Raw genomic sequence first — 17,193 nt, 5'->3', positions numbered from 1 at the left:
GATCAAACCCCGCAGGTGGCCTCAACGATTGGATCATCGGATGGCACTTTGATCCAGTCGGCATTCAGAAGGCGTCCATCATCGGCGAACTCGGCTCCGTCTGCCAGATTGGCCCGACGGTTTTCTGCGCAGTCTACAGCTACAGGCACTTTGGATACGGGGGCCCAGCGACCGAAAAGATACAGGTCAACCAACCGCTCGTCAGGCACTTGCTCATGGGTGCGGACCGATACTGTGTCGATGGCCGCAAAGCGATCAATGAAGGGGACAGCGTAAGTCCAGGGACGATAAAAGGCGCGGCTTTCAACCTCTTGGATTACTGCCAAACCTTCGGGCAGGGTGTCCTTTGTGCGTTTGTACCAGGAGTATTCGCTGGCGACCGTCATGCTGATCATGCCCACGCCGGCGGCAACCGGCGCGGCCCAACGGGGCAGGCGGCCACCCGTCATCTTGTTCAATACCATGACGATACCTGCAAAGGCGAGCCCTGCGAAGATTGTGCCTACCAATTCCAGAAACATTCTGCTTCTCCGTATTTCCGGCTAACCGCGCCTTCAGTTTCCCGATTTGGCCGCCCGCAGGTCAGCCCAACATACCCTTGCCATGCCCAACCGCTGATTGCATCGTTTTTACCACGACAAATGCATCGCGTAGATGACTTCGCTCAAAGTCGGACAAGGCTGAGGGCGGCATGTAGTTGTCTGGCTTTTCACCGGATTTGACCAGCCTTACCTGATGTTCAAGCCGCGTTTCAGCAATCAGATCATACGCATCCAGCAAATCCCGAGCACCCGATGCGCTGAGCACACCGGCGCTTTCGGCAGCTTTCAGGCGGGCGCGCGTGTTCGCTGGGGTCAGTTGCCCTTGCAAGCTGTAGATACGGGCGAGATCGACCACCGGCACAACGCCGTTGTGCTTCAGATCCAGAGTATTGCGATGCTCGCCCGAACGTATTGTCGCAAACCCGCGCAACAAGCTCAGCGGTGGGGTGTGCTTTAGTGAGTTGGAGATCATATGGGCCACAAAGATCGAATTGGTGTTGGCTTTGGCAAGCGTATCTGCTTGCAGGTCCGAGAACAGCTCGAACGCACCTCCGATGGGGCGCAGGTCGAACATAACGGACGCCAGCATCTGCGCCTCGGGGTTTGGCTTGTTGATCCAACCACCAAAATAATCGCGCCAGACACGGGCAGGCTGACACCAGCGTGGGTTTGTCGCCATCATGTCCCCCGGGCAATAGAAATACCCACACGCGTCCAATCCATCAGAAACAAACTTTGCCAGAGCGTGGAAGTAGACCATGTCGGTGTCGGACACGCTGTCGTCCAGTATCATGCAGTTGTCCTGGTCCGATACGCCCGTCTGTTCCTGCCGACCCTGAGAGCCGCAGGCCAGCCATAGATACGGCACCGGCGGTGGGCCCATCTTCTGTTCCGCCAAGGCGAGTAGTCGGCGCGTCACCGTGTCGGCAATATCGGTGATGAGACGGGTCACAATCTCATGCCGGTTTCCACCAGCCACCAATTGCACCAGCAGCTGGGGTATTTCGGCTGTGACCGATGCCATTTCCTCAGCTGAATTTGCCTGCGCTATCCTACGTACCAATTCGGCCGAGCTTACAGCCTGATAATGTGTAAGATCTGTCTGAGTCACTATGCCCACAAGCCGGCCATGGTCGGTGATGGGAATATGGCCGATGCCGCGTTCCATCATGACATGAAGCACGTCAGAGCCGATATCTGTGGGGGACAGCGTGATCGGATTGCGCGTCATGATCGCCGAGATTGGCGTATCTGGCGCCATCGCATCTGCGACGTACTTTCCCGAAATGTCGCGCAGGGTTGCGATACCCAGCAGGTTGTCGTCGTCGGTCACGCAAAGTGAGGATATCCCCTTGTCCCGCATCGTCCGTGCAGCGTGCTGAACTGGGGTGGAAGGGGGGCAGGTCGTCGGATCCGAAGCCATCAAAATGTCGACCGAGCTGGTGGCCAGACTTTGTGGACCAGCCCGCTCACCCCGGCTGCGGTTGAAGAATTTGGAAACGACGTCATGCCCGTCAATCAACTCACGCACAAGAGCCGGAGGCAGGACTATCAGAATGGATGGGGCATGCGCCCGCGCCTTGGTGGCGGCCTTGCCGTTTTTGAGCAGGCCTCGCTCACCAAAAGAATTGCGAAGACCGAGATGAGACACGATTGCACCGTTCTCATCCGTGATTTCAACCTGACCTTCATAGATGACGAATACGCCGGGCAATGTATGGCCCAGATCGTAAACTTCTGAATCCTCATCAACCTCCCAGACCTCGATCTGTTTTGCGACCTGCTCGAGCACAGGGGCGGGCAGGGCGTCATAGGGATGAACGGATTTCAGGAACCGGGTGATCTGTTCATGGGACAGGGGCATCAGATTTCTCCGGTATTCTGGAAAAATCCCGCCCGGTGGAATGCCGGGCGGGAATAGTCAGTCGAAAGACGCGGCCCTTGGAAAGTAGCCAGAGGCCGCATCATGCTCAATGGTCCTGAGCTGCGCCCGCACCACGGGGAATGCGGATGCTTTCGACCATATCTTTGATCTCCTGCGGGGTCTCCTTGGTCATGCCGGAAACCACATAGGCGACGCCGAAGTTGACCATTGCACCGATTGCGCCGAACGAGGTCGACTTGATCGGACCCAGCAGCGGGTCAGCATCGGTGAACGAGTTGGTGCCCGGAATGAACAGCCAGCCCTTGTGCAGGAAGATGTAGACCAGGGTGACGGTCAGACCGGCCAGCATACCTGCAACCGCGCCGGTGTTGTTGATGCGGGTCGAGAAGATCCCCATCATCAGCGCCGGGAAGATCGAGGCGGCCGCCAGACCAAAGGCCAGGGCAACCGTCTGCGCCGCGAAACCAGGTGGGTTCAGACCCAGATAGGTTGCCACAACGATGGCCACAGCCATTGCGATACGTGCCGACAGAAGCTCGCCTTTTTCCGAGATCTGCGGATTGATCGCACCCTTGATCAGGTCGTGGGACACAGCCGACGAAATCGCCAGCAGCAGGCCCGCGGCGGTCGACAGAGCGGCCGCAAGACCACCAGCAGCGACCAGACCGATCACCCAACCCGGCAGGTTGGCAATTTCGGGGTTGGCCAGAACCAGGATGTCGCGGTTGAACTTGGTTAGCTCGTTACCGACCCAGCCTTTTTCTTCGGCAAGCGCCTGCATGTCGGCATTCTTGTCGTTGTAGTACTGGATCTTGCCGTCGCCGTTCTTGTCTTCCCAGTCCAGCAGACCGGTTTTCTTCCACGTGGCCATCCAGTCATAACGCGCGTCATTGTCGATCTGTTCGACCTTCACGGCACCACCATCAATGCCACCATTGGGCCACATCATGTCGGTGATGTTCAGACGAGCCATTGCGCCAACGGCAGGTGCGGTCAGATACAGCAGCGCGATGAAGACCAGCGCCCAGCCAGCGGACCAACGTGCGTCAGATACTTTCGGTACGGTGAAGAAGCGCATGATTACGTGCGGCAGACCGGCGGTACCGATCATCAGCGACAGCGTAAACAACACCATGTTCAGCGTATTCGAATGATGGGCAGTGTAGTCGTTGAAGCCCAGCTCGGTCACAATGGCGTCCAGTTTGGTCAGCAGTGGCTCACCGCCGGCAGTATCGCCGAACAGACCCAGAGCGGGAATCGGATTACCTGTCAGCTGCAACGAGATGAAAATGGCCGGGATAGTATAGGCGGTGATCAGTACGCAGTACTGAGCGACCTGAGTATAGGTTACGCCCTTCATCCCGCCAAACACCGCGTAGGCAAACACAACGCCTGCACCAATCAACAACCCTGTGGTGTTTGACACTTCGAGGAAGCGGCCAAAGGCCACGCCAACGCCGGTCATCTGGCCGATCACGTAGGTCACGGAAGCTACGATCAGGCAGATTACCGCGACGATGCGCGCGGTCTGACTGTAGAAACGGTCGCCAATGAACTCTGATACCGTGAATTTGCCAAACTTACGCAGGTAAGGGGCAAGTAGCAGTGCCAGCAGAACGTAGCCACCGGTCCAGCCCATCAGGAACGAGCTGTTGTCATAGCCGGTAAAGGCGATGAGGCCAGCCATCGAGATGAACGAAGCCGCAGACATCCAGTCCGCCGCTGTCGCCATGCCGTTGGTGACCGGGTGAACGCCGCGCCCGGCGGCGTAGAATTCCGATGTGGAACCCGCGCGGGCCCAGATCGCGATGCCGATGTATAGCGCAAAGGACGCGCCCACAAACAGCAGGTTGATTGTAAACTGGTCCATTCCGCTTACTCCTCGTCCACGCCGTATTCAGCGTCCAGCTTGTTCATGCGCCAGGCGTAGTTGAAGATCAGCACCAGAAAGACCAAAATCGATCCCTGCTGGGCGAACCAAAAGCCCAGATCGGTGCCGCCTACAGGGATACCTGACAGCAGCGGACGCAGCAGGATGCCGAATCCAAATGACACCAGCGCCCAGATGATTAGGCTGATGACGATAAGACGCAGGTTGGCCTGCCAATAGCCCTTATCGGACTCGGCAGTCTGCGCGGAGTTTGTTGATTGATCCGCCATTGCGGGTTCCTCCTTGCTTCCTCCTTGGGCGACCCTTTGTCCATTTCCTCCAGCGCGCAGGGCCGCTTTTCGATATGCCGAATGCCCGGGTGGCATCAGGCAAGACTTCTCCGGTCCGCCAAGGCGGTTCCTTTGAAGTTTTCCGTTAGGAATTCGGCCCTTATTCAGGGCGGGCCGACTTCCCTTAGTTCATCGCGTCGTTGACGATCCTTTCCAGATTGCCTGCGATGTCGTTGATATTGCCCATGGCGTTCAGGCCTTTCAGAACCCCATGATCTTGGTAGTAAGTAATCAGCGGCGCGGTCTGCGCGTGATAGGCTGCCAGACGCGATGCAACTGTCTCGGCGTTGTCATCGGCTCGGCGCTTGAACTCTGTGCTGCCACACTTGTCACATTCACCTTCAACCGCCGGAGCCTTGAACATGTCGTGATAGCCTTCACCGCATCCGGCACAGGTGTAGCGACCTGAGATGCGGATCACCATTTCAGCGTCTTCAACTTCAAGGCTGATCGCTGCGTTGATCTTCTGGCCTGTTTCCGCAAGCAGCCCGTCCAGTGCCTCGGCCTGAACCGTGGTGCGCGGGAAGCCGTCCAGAATGACGCCCTTGGCACAGTCCGGTTCAGCCAGGCGATCCCGCAGAATAGCGATGACGATCTCGTCACTGACCAGATCACCGGCCTCCATTACCGTCTTCGCAGCTTTGCCAGCCTCTGTCCCGGCCGCAACAGCAGCGCGCAGCAGGTCCCCGGTGCTGAGTTGCACCAGACCAAACTTGTCTTCAAGCATCCGCGCCTGTGTACCCTTCCCGGCGCCCGGAGGGCCGAGAAGGATCAGAACAGCGGGTGTGGTGATCGTGGCAGCGTCCATCACATCCTCACTTGTTCGCACGGTTTTCAATCAGATCTTCGACCACCGAAGGATCGGCCAAGGTCGAGGTGTCACCCAGCGAGCCAAAGTCGTTCTCGGCAATCTTGCGCAGGATACGGCGCATGATCTTGCCCGAGCGGGTCTTGGGCAGGCCAGGGGCCCATTGGATTACATCGGGCGACGCAATCGGGCCGATCTCGGTCCGGACCCAGGTGCGCAGCTCTTTCAGCAACTCATCCGAAGGTTCACGGTCGTTCATCAATGTGACGTAGCAGTAGATACCTTGTCCCTTGATATCATGTGGGTAGCCAACCACAGCGGCCTCGGCCACAGCGGCATGTGCAACCAGAGCGCTTTCGACCTCGGCCGTGCCCATGCGGTGACCTGAGACGTTGATCACGTCGTCAACACGGCCGGTGATCCAGTAGTCACCATCCTCGTCACGGCGGCAGCCGTCACCGGTGAAATAGTAGCCTTTGTAGTCTGAGAAATATGTCTTCTCGAACCGTTCGTGATCGCCCCAAACGGTTCGCATCTGGCCGGGCCAGCTGTCTTTGATACACAAAACACCTTCGACGCCATTGCCGTTGATCTCAACGCCGGACTGAGGGTCCAGAACCACGGGCTGAATGCCAAAGAACGGTTTCATTGCCGAGCCGGGCTTCATCGCGTGGGCACCGGGCAGGGGGGTCATCAGGTGACCGCCAGTTTCCGTTTGCCACCATGTGTCAACGATCGGGCAACGTCCACCGCCAACCACTTCGTTATACCAGTTCCAGGCCTCTGGATTGATCGGCTCGCCGACTGTGCCCAACGTGCGCAGGTCGCTCAGGTCGCACTTCTCGACCCACTCGTTGCCTTGTCCCATAAGAGCGCGCAACGCAGTTGGAGCGGTATAGAACTGGTTCACCTTGTGCTTTTCGCAAACTTGCCAGAAGCGCGAGGCGTCCGGATAGGTGGGCACACCTTCGAACATCAGTGTGGTCGCACCGTTGGCCAGCGGGCCATAGACGATATAGCTGTGGCCCGTGACCCAGCCAACATCCGCGGTACACCAATAGATGTCACCTTCATGGTAATCGAACGTGATCTCATGCGTCATCGCCGCATAGACCAGATATCCGCCGGTCGTGTGGACGACACCTTTGGGCTGACCGGTCGAGCCTGAGGTGTAAAGGATGAACAGCGGGTCTTCGGCGCTCATCTCAGCTGGCGCGCAGTAGTCATCAGCTTCAAGCGCCATTTCGTTGTAGTCATAGTCGCGACCGTCGATCCAGGTGGTCTGGCCACCGGTGCGTTTTACGACCAGGCACTTCACGGTGTCCTTGCAGTGCAGCAGTGCAGCGTCGGCGTTGGATTTCAGCGGGGTTTTACGACCACCACGAGGGGCTTCGTCTGCGGTGATGACAACCTTGGCGTCACAGCCATTGATCCGGGCAGCCAGAGCGTCGGGGGAAAATCCAGCAAAAACAATCGAATGGATTGCACCGATCCGGGCGCATGCCAGCATGGCATAGGCCGCCTCGGGGATCATCGGCAGATAGATAACGACCCGGTCGCCTTTGCGCACGCCCATCGATTCCAGAATGTTGGCCATCCGGCAGGTGCGACGGTGCAGCTCGGCATATGTGATGTGCTGCGCTTCGTCATTTGGATCATCCGGTTCCCAGATGATGGCCGTCTGATCACCGCGGGTTTTCAGATGTCGATCCAGGCAGTTGGCGGAAACGTTCAGCGTCCCGTCCGCATACCAGTTGATTCCAACAGAGCCGAAGTCATAGCTGACATCCTTGACCTGCGTGTAGGGCTTGATCCAGTCCACGCGCTTGCCTTGCTCATCCCAGAACGCCACAGGGTCGTTGATGGAGGCCGCATACATCTCGTTGTATTTTTCAGCGTTGACATGCGCGCGGGCTACAGTGTCGGCGGACGGCGGAAAGGTCGTGGCATCTGCCTGGGCAGCGGTTGTCATTCTGAGGCTCCTCCCTCTGGACTATATTGAACTGGGCTGATTTTGCCTGCTGAACCGGCAATGTCGACCCATATCCTCCCTGGTGGCAATAATACGGAGAGCTGAAAACAATGAAATAAATTACAGATATCTCAGGATTAGTTTGTAAATTAGTTTCATCAAACCTTGAAAATTTGTAAATATAATTTCGTATAATTTGTGAAAACGTATTGAAAATAACGACTTGGCTGTAACGGATTTCTAAAGCCGCAATCGGCCTCTCGATATTCAGTAAAAGTCATTCTGGACTCATCTTTTGGTTGTTAGCGCATGACGGTTCCGTTCAACCTTGATCAGGAATGTCACCCGGGGGTTGGCACATACCGATGTTGGCGCTAGCTTTGGGCCTAAGCGCCCCGGCAAGGGGGTGCAGCAATGGGAGAAATCACTATGAAAAAGATGTTGAGCGGCGCTGCTGTTGCCGCTTTGGGTGTTGCGTTCGCGTCAGAAGCCGTCGCAACAGAATGGAACGCTTCAGTCTGGGGTAAGCGCCGCGCATTCACCGAACATGTTGAAAAGCTTGCAGAACTGGTGAGTGAAAAGACCGGCGGCGATTTCACGATCAACGTCAGCTATGGCGGCCTCTCAAAGCCGAAAGAGAATCTGGACGGCATTGAAATCGGTGCGTTTGAGATGGCTCAGTTCTGTGCTGGATATCACCGCGACAAGAACCGTGCCATTACCGTGCTTGAGCTTCCGTTCCTGGGTGTAAACACGCTGGACGAAGAAGTGGCTGTTAGCCATGCAGTATATGATCATCCGGCTGTAAAGGATGAGATGGCGCAGTGGAACGCGCGCATCATCATGACCTCGCCGATGCCGCAGTACAATCTGGTTGGAACCGGTGATCCACGGGATGAACTGGCTGAGTTCGATGGTATGCGTGTCCGCGCAACCGGTGGTCTGGGTCAGGCGTTCGAAGCAGTAGGGGGTGTGCCCACATCCGTGCCCGCAACCGAAGCCTACAACGCAATGGAATCCGGTGTTGTTGACACCGTAGCGTTTGCACAGCACGCACATTTGTCGTTCGGAACCATCAACGAAGCAGATTGGTGGACCGCCAACCTGAACCCCGGAACGGTGAACTGCCCGGTGGTTGTGAATATCGAAGCATACGAAGCGCTGTCGCCGGAACATCGTGAAGCGCTGGACAGCTCGATTGACGAAGCCATCGACCATTATCTGGCAAACTATGGCTCGTTGCTCGAGAAATGGGACGGTGTACTTGATGAAAAAGGCGTTCAGAAAGTCATGATCGACGACGCTGTAATTGCCGATTTCCGCGCCAAGGCAGCAGACCCGATCCGCGAACAGTGGATTGCCGACATGTCCGCTCAGGGCCTGCCTGCGCAGGATCTCTATGATCTGGTACAGACGACGTTGCAGCAGCAACGCAGCGGTAACTGATCGACAAAACCCGGGCGCCAGAAGGCGCCCGGTCACTTTCAGAAACAGGGGATTACCGGATGGCAGGACAGGCCACGGTATTGGAAGACGGCAGTCTGCTCAGCCGTCTTGATCGTCATTTGCTTGGGATTGAGAAGTTTCTTGCCCTTGTCAGCGGGCTGGCGGTGTTTGGATTGATGCTGCTGGCCGTGATTTCTGTCAGCGGGCGCAACGCAGTCAATGTGCCCTTGCCGGGTTACGTGGACTGGATCGAGCAGATGATGCCGCTGATTGCATTTCTCGGCATATCTTACGTTCAGCGTGACGGCGGGCATATTCGCATGGATATCGTAATCTCTCGGCTGCATGGTCGGGCGCTGTGGTTGTTCGAACTGTTGTCAGTCGTGCTGATCCTCGTTCTCATGCTGGCGCTGGTCTGGGGCAGTTGGGCGCATTTTGACCGGTCTTTTGATTTTGGTGCCCCAATGTGGAGCCGCGACAGCTCGATCGATATCGGCATCCCGATCTGGCCTGCCAAACTATTGGCACCCCTAGCATTTTCGGTGCTGTGTGTTCGCTTGGTTTTGCAAGTGTGGGGATATGGGCGTGCTTTCCTGCTGGGGTTGGAAACTCCGGTTGCGGTGCCGTTGATACAAGACGCGGCGGCGCAGGCAGCTGCCGAAGCCGAGCAGTTTGAAGGGCAGGACTAACACATGGACACGATCGAAATTGGCCTGTGGGTTACAGGCGGCCTGTTGGTTCTTGTCGTTACTGGAATGCGCGTTGCCTTTGCTGCGGGGCTGGCTGGGCTCGTCGGGCTTGTCTGGATTTTCTGGGCCAAGTTTGGCTATGATCCGGATCGCTTCGGAAAAGCGCTGACCGTTGCCGTAAAGACAGCAGGGCAGGTGCCGCATTCTAAGGTTGCATCACATACGCTCAGCCTGATCCCGACATTCATCCTGATCGGATACCTCGCTTATTACGCAGGGCTGACCCGGGCTTTGTTCGAGGCGGCCAAGCGCTGGATTGCCTGGGTCCCGGGGGGGCTTGCGGTTTCGACAGTATTTGCGACGGCAGGTTTTGCAGCCGTGTCTGGCGCATCTGTTGCTACGTCGGCGGTGTTCGCCCGTATCGCAATCCCTGAAATGCTGGACGTCGGTTACAACAAACGCTTTGCGGCTGGCGTGGTGGCTGCCGGGGGTACGTTGGCGTCGCTCATACCGCCGTCGGCGATCCTTGTGATCTATGCGATCATTGTTGAACAGAACGTAGGTATGCTGCTGCTTGCAGGGTTTATTCCCGGGGCATTCTCGGCGTTGATCTATGGGTTGCTGATCGTTGGCATCGCAGTGATCTTTAAATCCGTGGGTCCGCCAGTCAGAGGGTTCACATGGAAACAGCGATTCTCGTCATTGCCAGGTGCGTTGCCAATCGTTGCCGTGGTTCTGATCATCATCTGCTTTGTCTATAACCCGTTCGGTGAAGACGCATGGGGTACACCAACGGAAGGTGGAGCCATCGGAGCCTTTATCGTGTTCTGCTTTGCGCTGTTTCACGGCATGCGTTGGGCCGAGTTCAAATCAGCACTGCTAGAGACCGCAAAGCTGACGGCGATGATCTTTGCCATCATCTGGGGCGTTCTGATCTATGTTCGGTTTCTGGGGTTTGCGGACCTGCCGGGGGCATTCTCGGATTGGATAACCTCGCTCGAAATGTCACCGATGCTGATCCTGATCTGCATCCTGCTGGCTTATGCGGTGCTGGGTATGTTCATGGATGCCATCGGTATGCTGCTGCTGACGCTGCCTGTGGTGTATCCGGCTGTGATGGCTCTGAACGGTGGTGAAGCTGTGAGTGCTGCCGAAAGTACCTTTGGTATGTCCGGCCCCATGTGTGCGATCTGGTTCGGCATCTTGGTGGTCAAAATGGCAGAGTTCTGTCTGATCACGCCGCCCATTGGCCTGAACTGTTTTGTGGTTGCAGGTGTACGTCCGGATCTGAGCGTTCAGGATGTCTTCAAGGGTGTCACACCGTTCTTTGTGGCTGACGCAGTTACCATCGCGCTGCTGGTCGCGTTCCCGGGTATCGTTTTGTATCTGCCATCCCTTGCAGGATAGAAAAAAGCCCCGGCCAATGGCCGGGGCGAGTTGCCTGAATGTGCGGGTTCTTATTTTGCCCGCATCAACATTCCATACAGGTCACGTGGATCGTCAGGGTCTGCAAGCATATCCAAAGGCTCAAAGAATTCAGTCCCTTCAATGGCAGTTTTGATATAGCGCAGAGCCGAAAAATCTTCGATCGCGAAGCCTACACTGTCGAACAATGTGATCTGTCGATCATCAGTTCGCCCTTTGGCCTGACCCGTCATCACTTGCCACATTTCAGTAACCGGGTGATCGTCATCAAGTGCCTGAATTTCACCCTCAATCCGTGTTTGTTCAGGATATTCTACAAAGATTTCGGATCGCAGCAGAATGTCACTGTGCAGCTCGGTCTTGCCCGGGCAGTCGCCACCAATGGCATTGATGTGGACGCCGGGTCCGACCATGTTGTCCGTCAGGATCGTGGCATATTTCTTGTCAGCGGTGCAGGTGGTGATAATTTGGGCGCCCTCGATTGCCTCTTCAGCTGTTTTGCACGGGACAACCGTCAGCCCTTTGCCTTGCAGATTGGCCGCGCATTTGGCTGTGGCGTTGGTGTCGATGTCATACAGTCGAACCGTATCGATTCCGCACATCGCCTTGAATGCGAGGCACTGGAACTCTGACTGAGCCCCATTGCCGATCATCGCCATCGTGGTCGCGCCCTTCGGCGCGAGATAGCTGCCCACAAGTGCCGATGTCGCCGCCGTCCGTAAAGCAGTCAGGATGGTCATTTCAGTCAGCAGCGTGGGGTAGCCGGTGTAGACATCCGCCAGAAGTCCAAACGCTGTGACGGTTTGCAGCCCTTCCGAGGTGTTCTTGGGGTGGCCGTTGACGTATTTGAACCCGTAGGCCTCGCCATCCGAGGTGGGCATCAGCTCGATCACGCCATGGGGTGAATGCGCCGGAATGCGGGGCGTTTTGTCAAAGCTCTCCCAACGTTTGAAATCGGATTCGATCTGAGCCGCAATTTCGGTGATCACCCGCTCGACACCGATGTGGTGCACAAGTTGCATCATGTTGTCGACGGAAACGAAGGGCACAAGGGCCTTGTCTGATGGTTGCATCATGCACTCCTATCGGCGCGAAAGGTGGATGCCGGCGATCATACATCGCACCGATCCACCTGCTGTTTCAATTGTGGGAACCGAGAGCGGCAGCGGTGTCGCGCTCGCTTCGATTGTTTGAATCTGTTCGGGTCTGAGCGCTGCAAGCGCGCGGCTGGAAAGCGCAAGGACCAATCCATCGCGTCCCGAGAGCTCGATTGCGTTTCCTGCGAATTCCGCAATCTGTTCGTGGCTGAGATCGATCACTGTTCGCCCGGATTCCTCCAGCCGGTTGCGAACAGTCTGGCGGCGTTCGGTGTCTGCAATCATATCCAGACAAATCAGGGCATAATGCGTTCCAATGCCCATAAGAACATTGGTGTGATAAACGTCACGACCATCAACGTCACGTGCTTCGAATGCGATCGGTTCATAGTTGAAATGCGTGCAAAAGCGTTCAAGCAGGACCGGGTCTGCGCGATTGGATTTGACCGTGTAAGCGATACGCCCCACATGGTCGAGCACCATCGCACCAGTTCCTTCCAGTGCAAGGTCATCTTGTTCCAAACCCGAATAGTCAATCACGTCCTGAACGCGGTATTCCTGTTTGAGCAGCTCGATCACATCCATCCGCCGTTCGCGCCTGCGTGAAGGGACGAACATCGGATAGATTGCTACATGCCCGCCATGATGGGTTGAAAACCAGTTATTCGGAAACACGCTGTCCGGCGTATTATCCTGACCTTCGTCATCAAAGACGTGAACCGTGACGCCGGCCGAACGCAATTGCTCAACAGCGCGATCATGTTCATCCCGTGCAGCCATTGAGGTCGCTTCGACTGAGCGATTGGAAAGTGTTTGAAAGGCATTGTCGCCATGCGTTTCGGGATTCGAGGTAAACGCATGTGGACGGATCATCACAACAGCGGGGGGTGCCTGAAGTGATAGCATCAGAAACTCCGTGTCGGGCGGTCAAAGATGCGACGGCCAAGCAACGAGGCAGCCAGATCGACCATCAGCTTGGCGGTACGGCCGCGCTCATCCAGAAATGGGTTCAACTCGACCAGATCCAGCGAACAGACCAGCCCACTTTCGTGCAGCAATTCCATGACCAGATGTGCTTCGCGCTCGGTTGCGCCGCCTGGTACCGTTGTTCCAACGGCAGGTGCGATGGCAGGATCCAGAAAGTCCACGTCCAGCGAAACATGCAAAATGCCGTTGGCAGCTCGAACCTTGTCAAGGAAAGCCAGCAGCGGAGCCTTGATCCCGTGTTCGTCGATGGTGCGCATGTCAGCCAGCATTGCACTGTCTTTTTCCAGTGCTGCGCGCTCTTCCGGGTCCACCGAACGCAGGCCAATCATGCCGACGCGGTCCGTGGGGACGGGCGCGGCAACTTTGGGAAACGCATCAAAGCCGGGTTGTCCCGTGAAATAGGCGACGGGCGTTCCGTGCAGGTTTCCGCTGCCTGTGCTGTTCGGCGTGTGAAAGTCACTATGGGCATCCAGCCACAGAACGAACAGTGGGCGATCAAGTTTCTGGGCATGAGCGGCCATACCAGTAACGGTGCCCATCGACAGCGCATGATCCCCGCCCATGAAGATTGGGAGGCCTTGCGTTGCTGCTTCCTCTGCGGCACGACTCAGGGCCTGCGTCCAACCCACACACTCAGGCAGAGAAAACAGATGTGAATGCTCGGGCATATCGACGACATCAGGTCGTGTATCGCCTAGATCTGTGACGGTGTGGCCCAAAGTTGCCAACGCTGCTTCGATACCTGCGACGCGATAGGCGTCGGGACCCATCCGGCAGCCTTGACGCTGTTTGCCGGCGTCCATCGGAGCGCCGATCAGAATGACGTTCTTTTTATCCATACGTTCATTTACCGGCTCAGCATGGGTTGCAGGAAGATAGCAAAATGTTCAAAATGAAACCCTCTCATGCAAATTGGAAAGCACATATGGACGATTTGGATAGTCGCTTGCTCAGCGCTCTGCATCGGGATGCCCGTGCCTCGTTATCTGAACTGGCCGAACTGCTGGGTGTAACGCGGACCACGGTGCGCAGCAGGCTTCAACGATTGAAGCAATCGGGCGAGATCGTTGGCTTTACGGTGCTGACCCGCCGCGATGTTGCGGAAAGCCCGGTGCGCGGTCTCATGATGCTTGAGATCGAAGGGCGTGGGACCGAGAGAATTATGGCCAGAATTGCAGCCATGCGGCAGGTGCGGGCAGTACACACGACCAATGGCAGCTGGGACCTGATTGCGGAAATTTGGGCAGATACGCTGGCTGAACTGGATGAGGTTCTGTTCCAGATACGCCGGATGGAAGGGATTACGCGTTCAGAAACCAATCTGCTGCTGTCGACCCGCAAGGGCCGTTATTGACCTCTGCTTCTCAGTTCCTGTCCTTCCTGGCGTGCAGTGCTTTGAAGATCAACGAAATTGTGCCAAAGTTCGGTAACCGGCCGATTTGATTTCAGGGCATATTTTCTGCTGCGAGATCCATTGGTCCAAATGCGGCAGCAGGGCAGGGAAGCTCAATATGTCCATACAAGAGACAGGCGAAGAATCGCGAGCGGTGCGTTGGGTAGAACGCATTACCGAGTTGCTGGAGAAACCTTGGGTCAGGCTGGCAATTCCACTGTTGATCACGCTTATCGCACTGACGGTGCTGCATGATCTGTCTGCGCATGTGAAGTGGGCGGATGTCAAAGCCGACATTGCAGGCACCTCATGGCGTCTGTTGTTCTTTGCCTTTTGCTGGACAGCTTTCAGCTTTTTGTCACTTTCATTTTACGATGTTTTCGCGGTTCAGAGCGTCGCTGAAGGAAAGGTGCCGCTGCCGGTCGCCGGAATGGCGGGGGCTAGCGGCTATGCGGTTTCGAACTGCCTCGGCTTCTCATACATAACAGGAACAGCCATTCGGTATCGCATATACGCATCTCTGGGGCTGGATCTGGGTCGCGTAGCCGGAGTGATCGCCACTTCATGGGTCGCATTCTGGATGGGATTGGTTCTGATACTGGGCATTCTGTTGACTACTCACCCAGACGGTATCTCGAAGGTGATGCCGATAAGTGAGATCACCGAAACCTCGATCGGTGTCGCCATGCTTATCGGTCTGATCTCACTCTTTATCTGGCTTTCGAGCGGTGGTCGCCGGCTTGCTTTCGCTGGGGTTGGTTTCAATCTTCCCGGAGGGCGTCTGGCTGGTTTGCTGACTGTCGCCGCCGTTGGTGACCTGTTCGGAGCATCCATGGCACTTTATGTGCTGATGCCCGATGATCTTGGTGTTGGCTACCCGTACTTTTTTACAATTTATATCGCGGCTATCGCGGTCGGCATATTAAGCCACGCACCGGGTGGCCTGGGGGTATTCGAGGCAACGTTGATTGCCGGATTGGGCGCATCGGGGCGATCGGATGTGATCGCTGCGTTGCTGCTCTATCGGGTGGTTTACACGTTTCTGCCATTTGGTATCGCAAGCGTATCCATCGCAGTCGCATCAGCATTGACCCAACGCCATAGGATCGGTGGGGCTGCAACATGGGTCTACAGGGTGATCCGGCCAATTGTCCCGATGGTAGCTGCAGGTATTGCGGCAGTTGCTGGTGTGATCCTGCTTGTATCTGGCGCCTTGCCAGCCAGTTCGCAGAGTCTGGGTGCGTTGCGAGAGTTTCTGCCTTTGTCCTTTGTCGAAGCCTCGCATTTGGTGGGCAGTGCGGTCGGCGTGCTGTTGATCCTTGTGTCCCGAGGATTGTTCCGCAAGCTGTACCGGGCTTGGATCGTTGCCATGATCCTGATGCTGGCCGGTTTCTTTGCTTCGCTTGCAAAGGGATTGGACACACATGAAGCGCTCAGCATGTTGGGTACAATCGCACTCCTCGCGTTGTTCAAGGGGGCTTTCTACAGGGTCAGCGGAGCGTCAATCTTTCGTCTGAATATACCCTGGCTTGTCAGCGTCATCGCATTGCTGGCTGTGATCTTTTGGGTCGGCTTGTTTGCCTATAAACACGTTGAGTACCAGAACGCTTTGTGGTGGGAATTTGCCTGGAATGGTGATGCGTCACGGTTCCTGCGATCCAGTCTCGTTGTTGCGGTGATATTGGGTGTCGTTGCCGTGAACTCGTTGTTCGGGCGCGAAATCCCTCAGGTAAAGCGCACCGAAATTCCCGAGGTTGTTGAACGCCTTGTGATGGAAAGCGAAGACACTGAGGCGCAGATTTCCCTGACCGGTGACAAGCAATTCCTGATCTCCCCCGATGAAACTGCATTCATCGCTTACGCCGATACGGGCAACGCCCTGATCAGTAAAGGTGAACCAGTTGGTGAAGAACATGCTGGTCAACAACTGATCTGGCAGTTGCGCGAGATGGCGGATCGCGAAGGAAAGCTTTGCGCATTTTATAGTGTGTCGACCAAGTATCTGCCCACTTTTCTGGATTTGGGACTTTCGATCCTGAAGATCGGAGAGGTTGCCCGCGTTCCTCTTGAGGACTTCTCTCTGGACGGAAAGCCGCGCAAGCGTTTTCGGCAGGCCAAGAACCGTGCCGAGCGAGAGGGGTATGTATTCGAGATCGTTCCGAAAGAGAAATTGGCCCCGATACTTCCGGAACTGCGTCAGATTTCCGATGACTGGCTTGCCGGTAAATCTGGTGAGGAAAAAGGCTTTGCCCTTGGCGGTTTTGACGAGGAATACCTGTCTTACTTTGATCATGCGTTTTTGAAGAATGGTGAAACGGGAAAGATCGTTGCATTTGCCAATCTTTTTCAGGGTGGAAACAAGTCCGAATTATCGCTGGATCTGATGCGGTATGAGCCTGACAGCCCGAGCTTTGTTATGGATGCTCTGTTTGCGGAAATGATGGTCTGGGGGTCCGAGCAGGGTTTCCACTGGTTCTCGCTTGGCGCGGCGCCTTTTTCGGGCATTGAAAATCGGCAGTTGGCGTCACTTTGGAACCGGATTGGCGGGTTCGTCTATGAGCATGGCGAGCAATTCTATCACTTTGAAGGATTGCGCTCATTCAAACAGAAATTCGAACCGGAGTGGAGCCCGAACTATCTAGCCAGCCCCGGGGGGCTGGCTGCACCGCGTATCCTTTATGAGGTGAACATCCTGATCTCGGGTGGTCTGCGGGGGCTGACGAAGTAAG

14 protein-coding genes are annotated in these 17,193 nt (G+C 56.1%); 5 read left to right on the top strand and 9 right to left on the bottom strand.

All coding sequences use genetic code 11. From position 1 onward, the window contains the following. Positions 1–2: 2 nt before the first annotated feature. The 6 genes from ACR0IO_RS01045 to acs form a co-directional block, all read right to left on the bottom strand. A complete protein-coding gene (locus tag ACR0IO_RS01045) occupies positions 3–521 on the bottom strand; it encodes a hypothetical protein (protein WP_480738707.1) in 519 nt (172 codons plus the stop codon). Between the two features lie 61 nt (positions 522–582). Beyond that, on the bottom strand, positions 583–2,406 hold the full coding sequence (locus ACR0IO_RS01040; protein ID WP_480738703.1) for a DUF294 nucleotidyltransferase-like domain-containing protein: 1,824 nt from the start codon (positions 2,404–2,406) through the stop codon (positions 583–585). Between the two features lie 106 nt (positions 2,407–2,512). After that, positions 2,513–4,297, bottom strand: a complete 1,785-nt coding sequence (locus ACR0IO_RS01035; protein WP_480738700.1) for a sodium:solute symporter family protein — start codon at positions 4,295–4,297, stop codon at positions 2,513–2,515. Positions 4,298–4,302: 5 nt separating this feature from the next. Then, a complete protein-coding gene (locus ACR0IO_RS01030) occupies positions 4,303–4,587 on the bottom strand; it encodes a DUF4212 domain-containing protein (protein WP_155138626.1) in 285 nt (94 codons plus the stop codon). Between the two features lie 184 nt (positions 4,588–4,771). Next, positions 4,772–5,455: an adenylate kinase gene (locus ACR0IO_RS01025; protein WP_480738698.1), complete on the bottom strand. Its 684-nt coding sequence runs from the start codon at positions 5,453–5,455 to the stop codon at positions 4,772–4,774. A gap of 7 nt (positions 5,456–5,462) precedes the next feature. Continuing rightward, on the bottom strand, positions 5,463–7,427 hold the full coding sequence (gene acs / locus ACR0IO_RS01020; protein WP_480738695.1) for an acetate--CoA ligase: 1,965 nt from the start codon (positions 7,425–7,427) through the stop codon (positions 5,463–5,465). A 429-nt stretch (positions 7,428–7,856) separates the two neighbouring features. Here acs and dctP point away from each other — a divergent pair, with 429 nt between their 5' ends. Genes dctP through ACR0IO_RS01005 form a run of 3 tightly spaced genes read left to right on the top strand, consistent with a single transcriptional unit; the run spans position 7,857 to position 10,969 of the window. Further along, entirely contained in the window at positions 7,857–8,873 is a 1,017-nt protein-coding gene (gene dctP, locus ACR0IO_RS01015) for a TRAP transporter substrate-binding protein DctP (RefSeq protein ID WP_155138622.1), read from the top strand. Positions 8,874–8,932: 59 nt separating this feature from the next. Continuing rightward, positions 8,933–9,562: a TRAP transporter small permease gene (locus ACR0IO_RS01010; RefSeq protein WP_480738692.1), complete on the top strand. Its 630-nt coding sequence runs from the start codon at positions 8,933–8,935 to the stop codon at positions 9,560–9,562. Positions 9,563–9,565: 3 nt separating this feature from the next. Continuing rightward, entirely contained in the window at positions 9,566–10,969 is a 1,404-nt protein-coding gene (locus ACR0IO_RS01005) for a TRAP transporter large permease (RefSeq protein ID WP_480738689.1), read from the top strand. 50 nt (positions 10,970–11,019) lie between these two features. On the opposite strand, the gene ACR0IO_RS01000 is transcribed toward ACR0IO_RS01005, so the two are convergent. Genes ACR0IO_RS01000 through rocF form a run of 3 tightly spaced genes read right to left on the bottom strand, consistent with a single transcriptional unit; the run spans position 11,020 to position 13,910 of the window. Continuing rightward, positions 11,020–12,063: an ornithine cyclodeaminase gene (locus tag ACR0IO_RS01000; protein ID WP_480738687.1), complete on the bottom strand. Its 1,044-nt coding sequence runs from the start codon at positions 12,061–12,063 to the stop codon at positions 11,020–11,022. A 6-nt stretch (positions 12,064–12,069) separates the two neighbouring features. Then, positions 12,070–12,990, bottom strand: a complete 921-nt coding sequence (ctlX, locus tag ACR0IO_RS00995) for a citrulline utilization hydrolase CtlX (RefSeq protein ID WP_155138614.1) — start codon at positions 12,988–12,990, stop codon at positions 12,070–12,072. Next, positions 12,990–13,910: an arginase gene (gene rocF / locus ACR0IO_RS00990; protein WP_480738682.1), complete on the bottom strand. Its 921-nt coding sequence runs from the start codon at positions 13,908–13,910 to the stop codon at positions 12,990–12,992. Before rocF ends, ctlX begins: the two co-directional genes overlap by 1 nt. 86 nt (positions 13,911–13,996) lie before the next feature. Between rocF and ACR0IO_RS00985 the strand changes: the two genes are divergently transcribed. Further along, positions 13,997–14,425 carry an Lrp/AsnC family transcriptional regulator gene (locus tag ACR0IO_RS00985; RefSeq protein WP_155138610.1) on the top strand — a complete coding sequence of 143 codons (429 nt, stop codon included), beginning with the start codon at positions 13,997–13,999 and terminating at the stop codon, positions 14,423–14,425. Between the two features lie 157 nt (positions 14,426–14,582). Then, positions 14,583–17,192, top strand: a complete 2,610-nt coding sequence (mprF, locus tag ACR0IO_RS00980) for a bifunctional lysylphosphatidylglycerol flippase/synthetase MprF (protein ID WP_480738679.1) — start codon at positions 14,583–14,585, stop codon at positions 17,190–17,192. Position 17,193: the final 1 nt, after the last annotated feature.

The sequence above is a fragment of the Ruegeria sp. CE12 genome, assembly GCF_056537525.1.
The sequence above is the reverse complement of the archived record's forward strand: the minus strand, read 5'-3'. Positions and strand labels throughout refer to the sequence as shown.

What these genes read in the sequence shown, in the direction of transcription:
- ACR0IO_RS01045 (WP_480738707.1), bottom strand. Translation starts at nt 521, where the DNA reads ATGTTTCTGGAATTGGTAGGCACAATCTTCGCAGGGCTCGCCTTTGCA.
- ACR0IO_RS01040 (WP_480738703.1), bottom strand. Translation starts at nt 2,406, where the DNA reads ATGCCCCTGTCCCATGAACAGATCACCCGGTTCCTGAAATCCGTTCAT.
- ACR0IO_RS01035 (WP_480738700.1), bottom strand. Translation starts at nt 4,297, where the DNA reads ATGGACCAGTTTACAATCAACCTGCTGTTTGTGGGCGCGTCCTTTGCG.
- ACR0IO_RS01030 (WP_155138626.1), bottom strand. Translation starts at nt 4,587, where the DNA reads ATGGCGGATCAATCAACAAACTCCGCGCAGACTGCCGAGTCCGATAAG.
- ACR0IO_RS01025 (WP_480738698.1), bottom strand. Translation starts at nt 5,455, where the DNA reads ATGGACGCTGCCACGATCACCACACCCGCTGTTCTGATCCTTCTCGGC.
- acs (WP_480738695.1), bottom strand. Translation starts at nt 7,427, where the DNA reads ATGACAACCGCTGCCCAGGCAGATGCCACGACCTTTCCGCCGTCCGCC.
- dctP (WP_155138622.1), top strand. Translation starts at nt 7,857, where the DNA reads ATGAAAAAGATGTTGAGCGGCGCTGCTGTTGCCGCTTTGGGTGTTGCG.
- ACR0IO_RS01010 (WP_480738692.1), top strand. Translation starts at nt 8,933, where the DNA reads ATGGCAGGACAGGCCACGGTATTGGAAGACGGCAGTCTGCTCAGCCGT.
- ACR0IO_RS01005 (WP_480738689.1), top strand. Translation starts at nt 9,566, where the DNA reads ATGGACACGATCGAAATTGGCCTGTGGGTTACAGGCGGCCTGTTGGTT.
- ACR0IO_RS01000 (WP_480738687.1), bottom strand. Translation starts at nt 12,063, where the DNA reads ATGATGCAACCATCAGACAAGGCCCTTGTGCCCTTCGTTTCCGTCGAC.
- ctlX (WP_155138614.1), bottom strand. Translation starts at nt 12,990, where the DNA reads ATGCTATCACTTCAGGCACCCCCCGCTGTTGTGATGATCCGTCCACAT.
- rocF (WP_480738682.1), bottom strand. Translation starts at nt 13,910, where the DNA reads ATGGATAAAAAGAACGTCATTCTGATCGGCGCTCCGATGGACGCCGGC.
- ACR0IO_RS00985 (WP_155138610.1), top strand. Translation starts at nt 13,997, where the DNA reads ATGGACGATTTGGATAGTCGCTTGCTCAGCGCTCTGCATCGGGATGCC.
- mprF (WP_480738679.1), top strand. Translation starts at nt 14,583, where the DNA reads ATGTCCATACAAGAGACAGGCGAAGAATCGCGAGCGGTGCGTTGGGTA.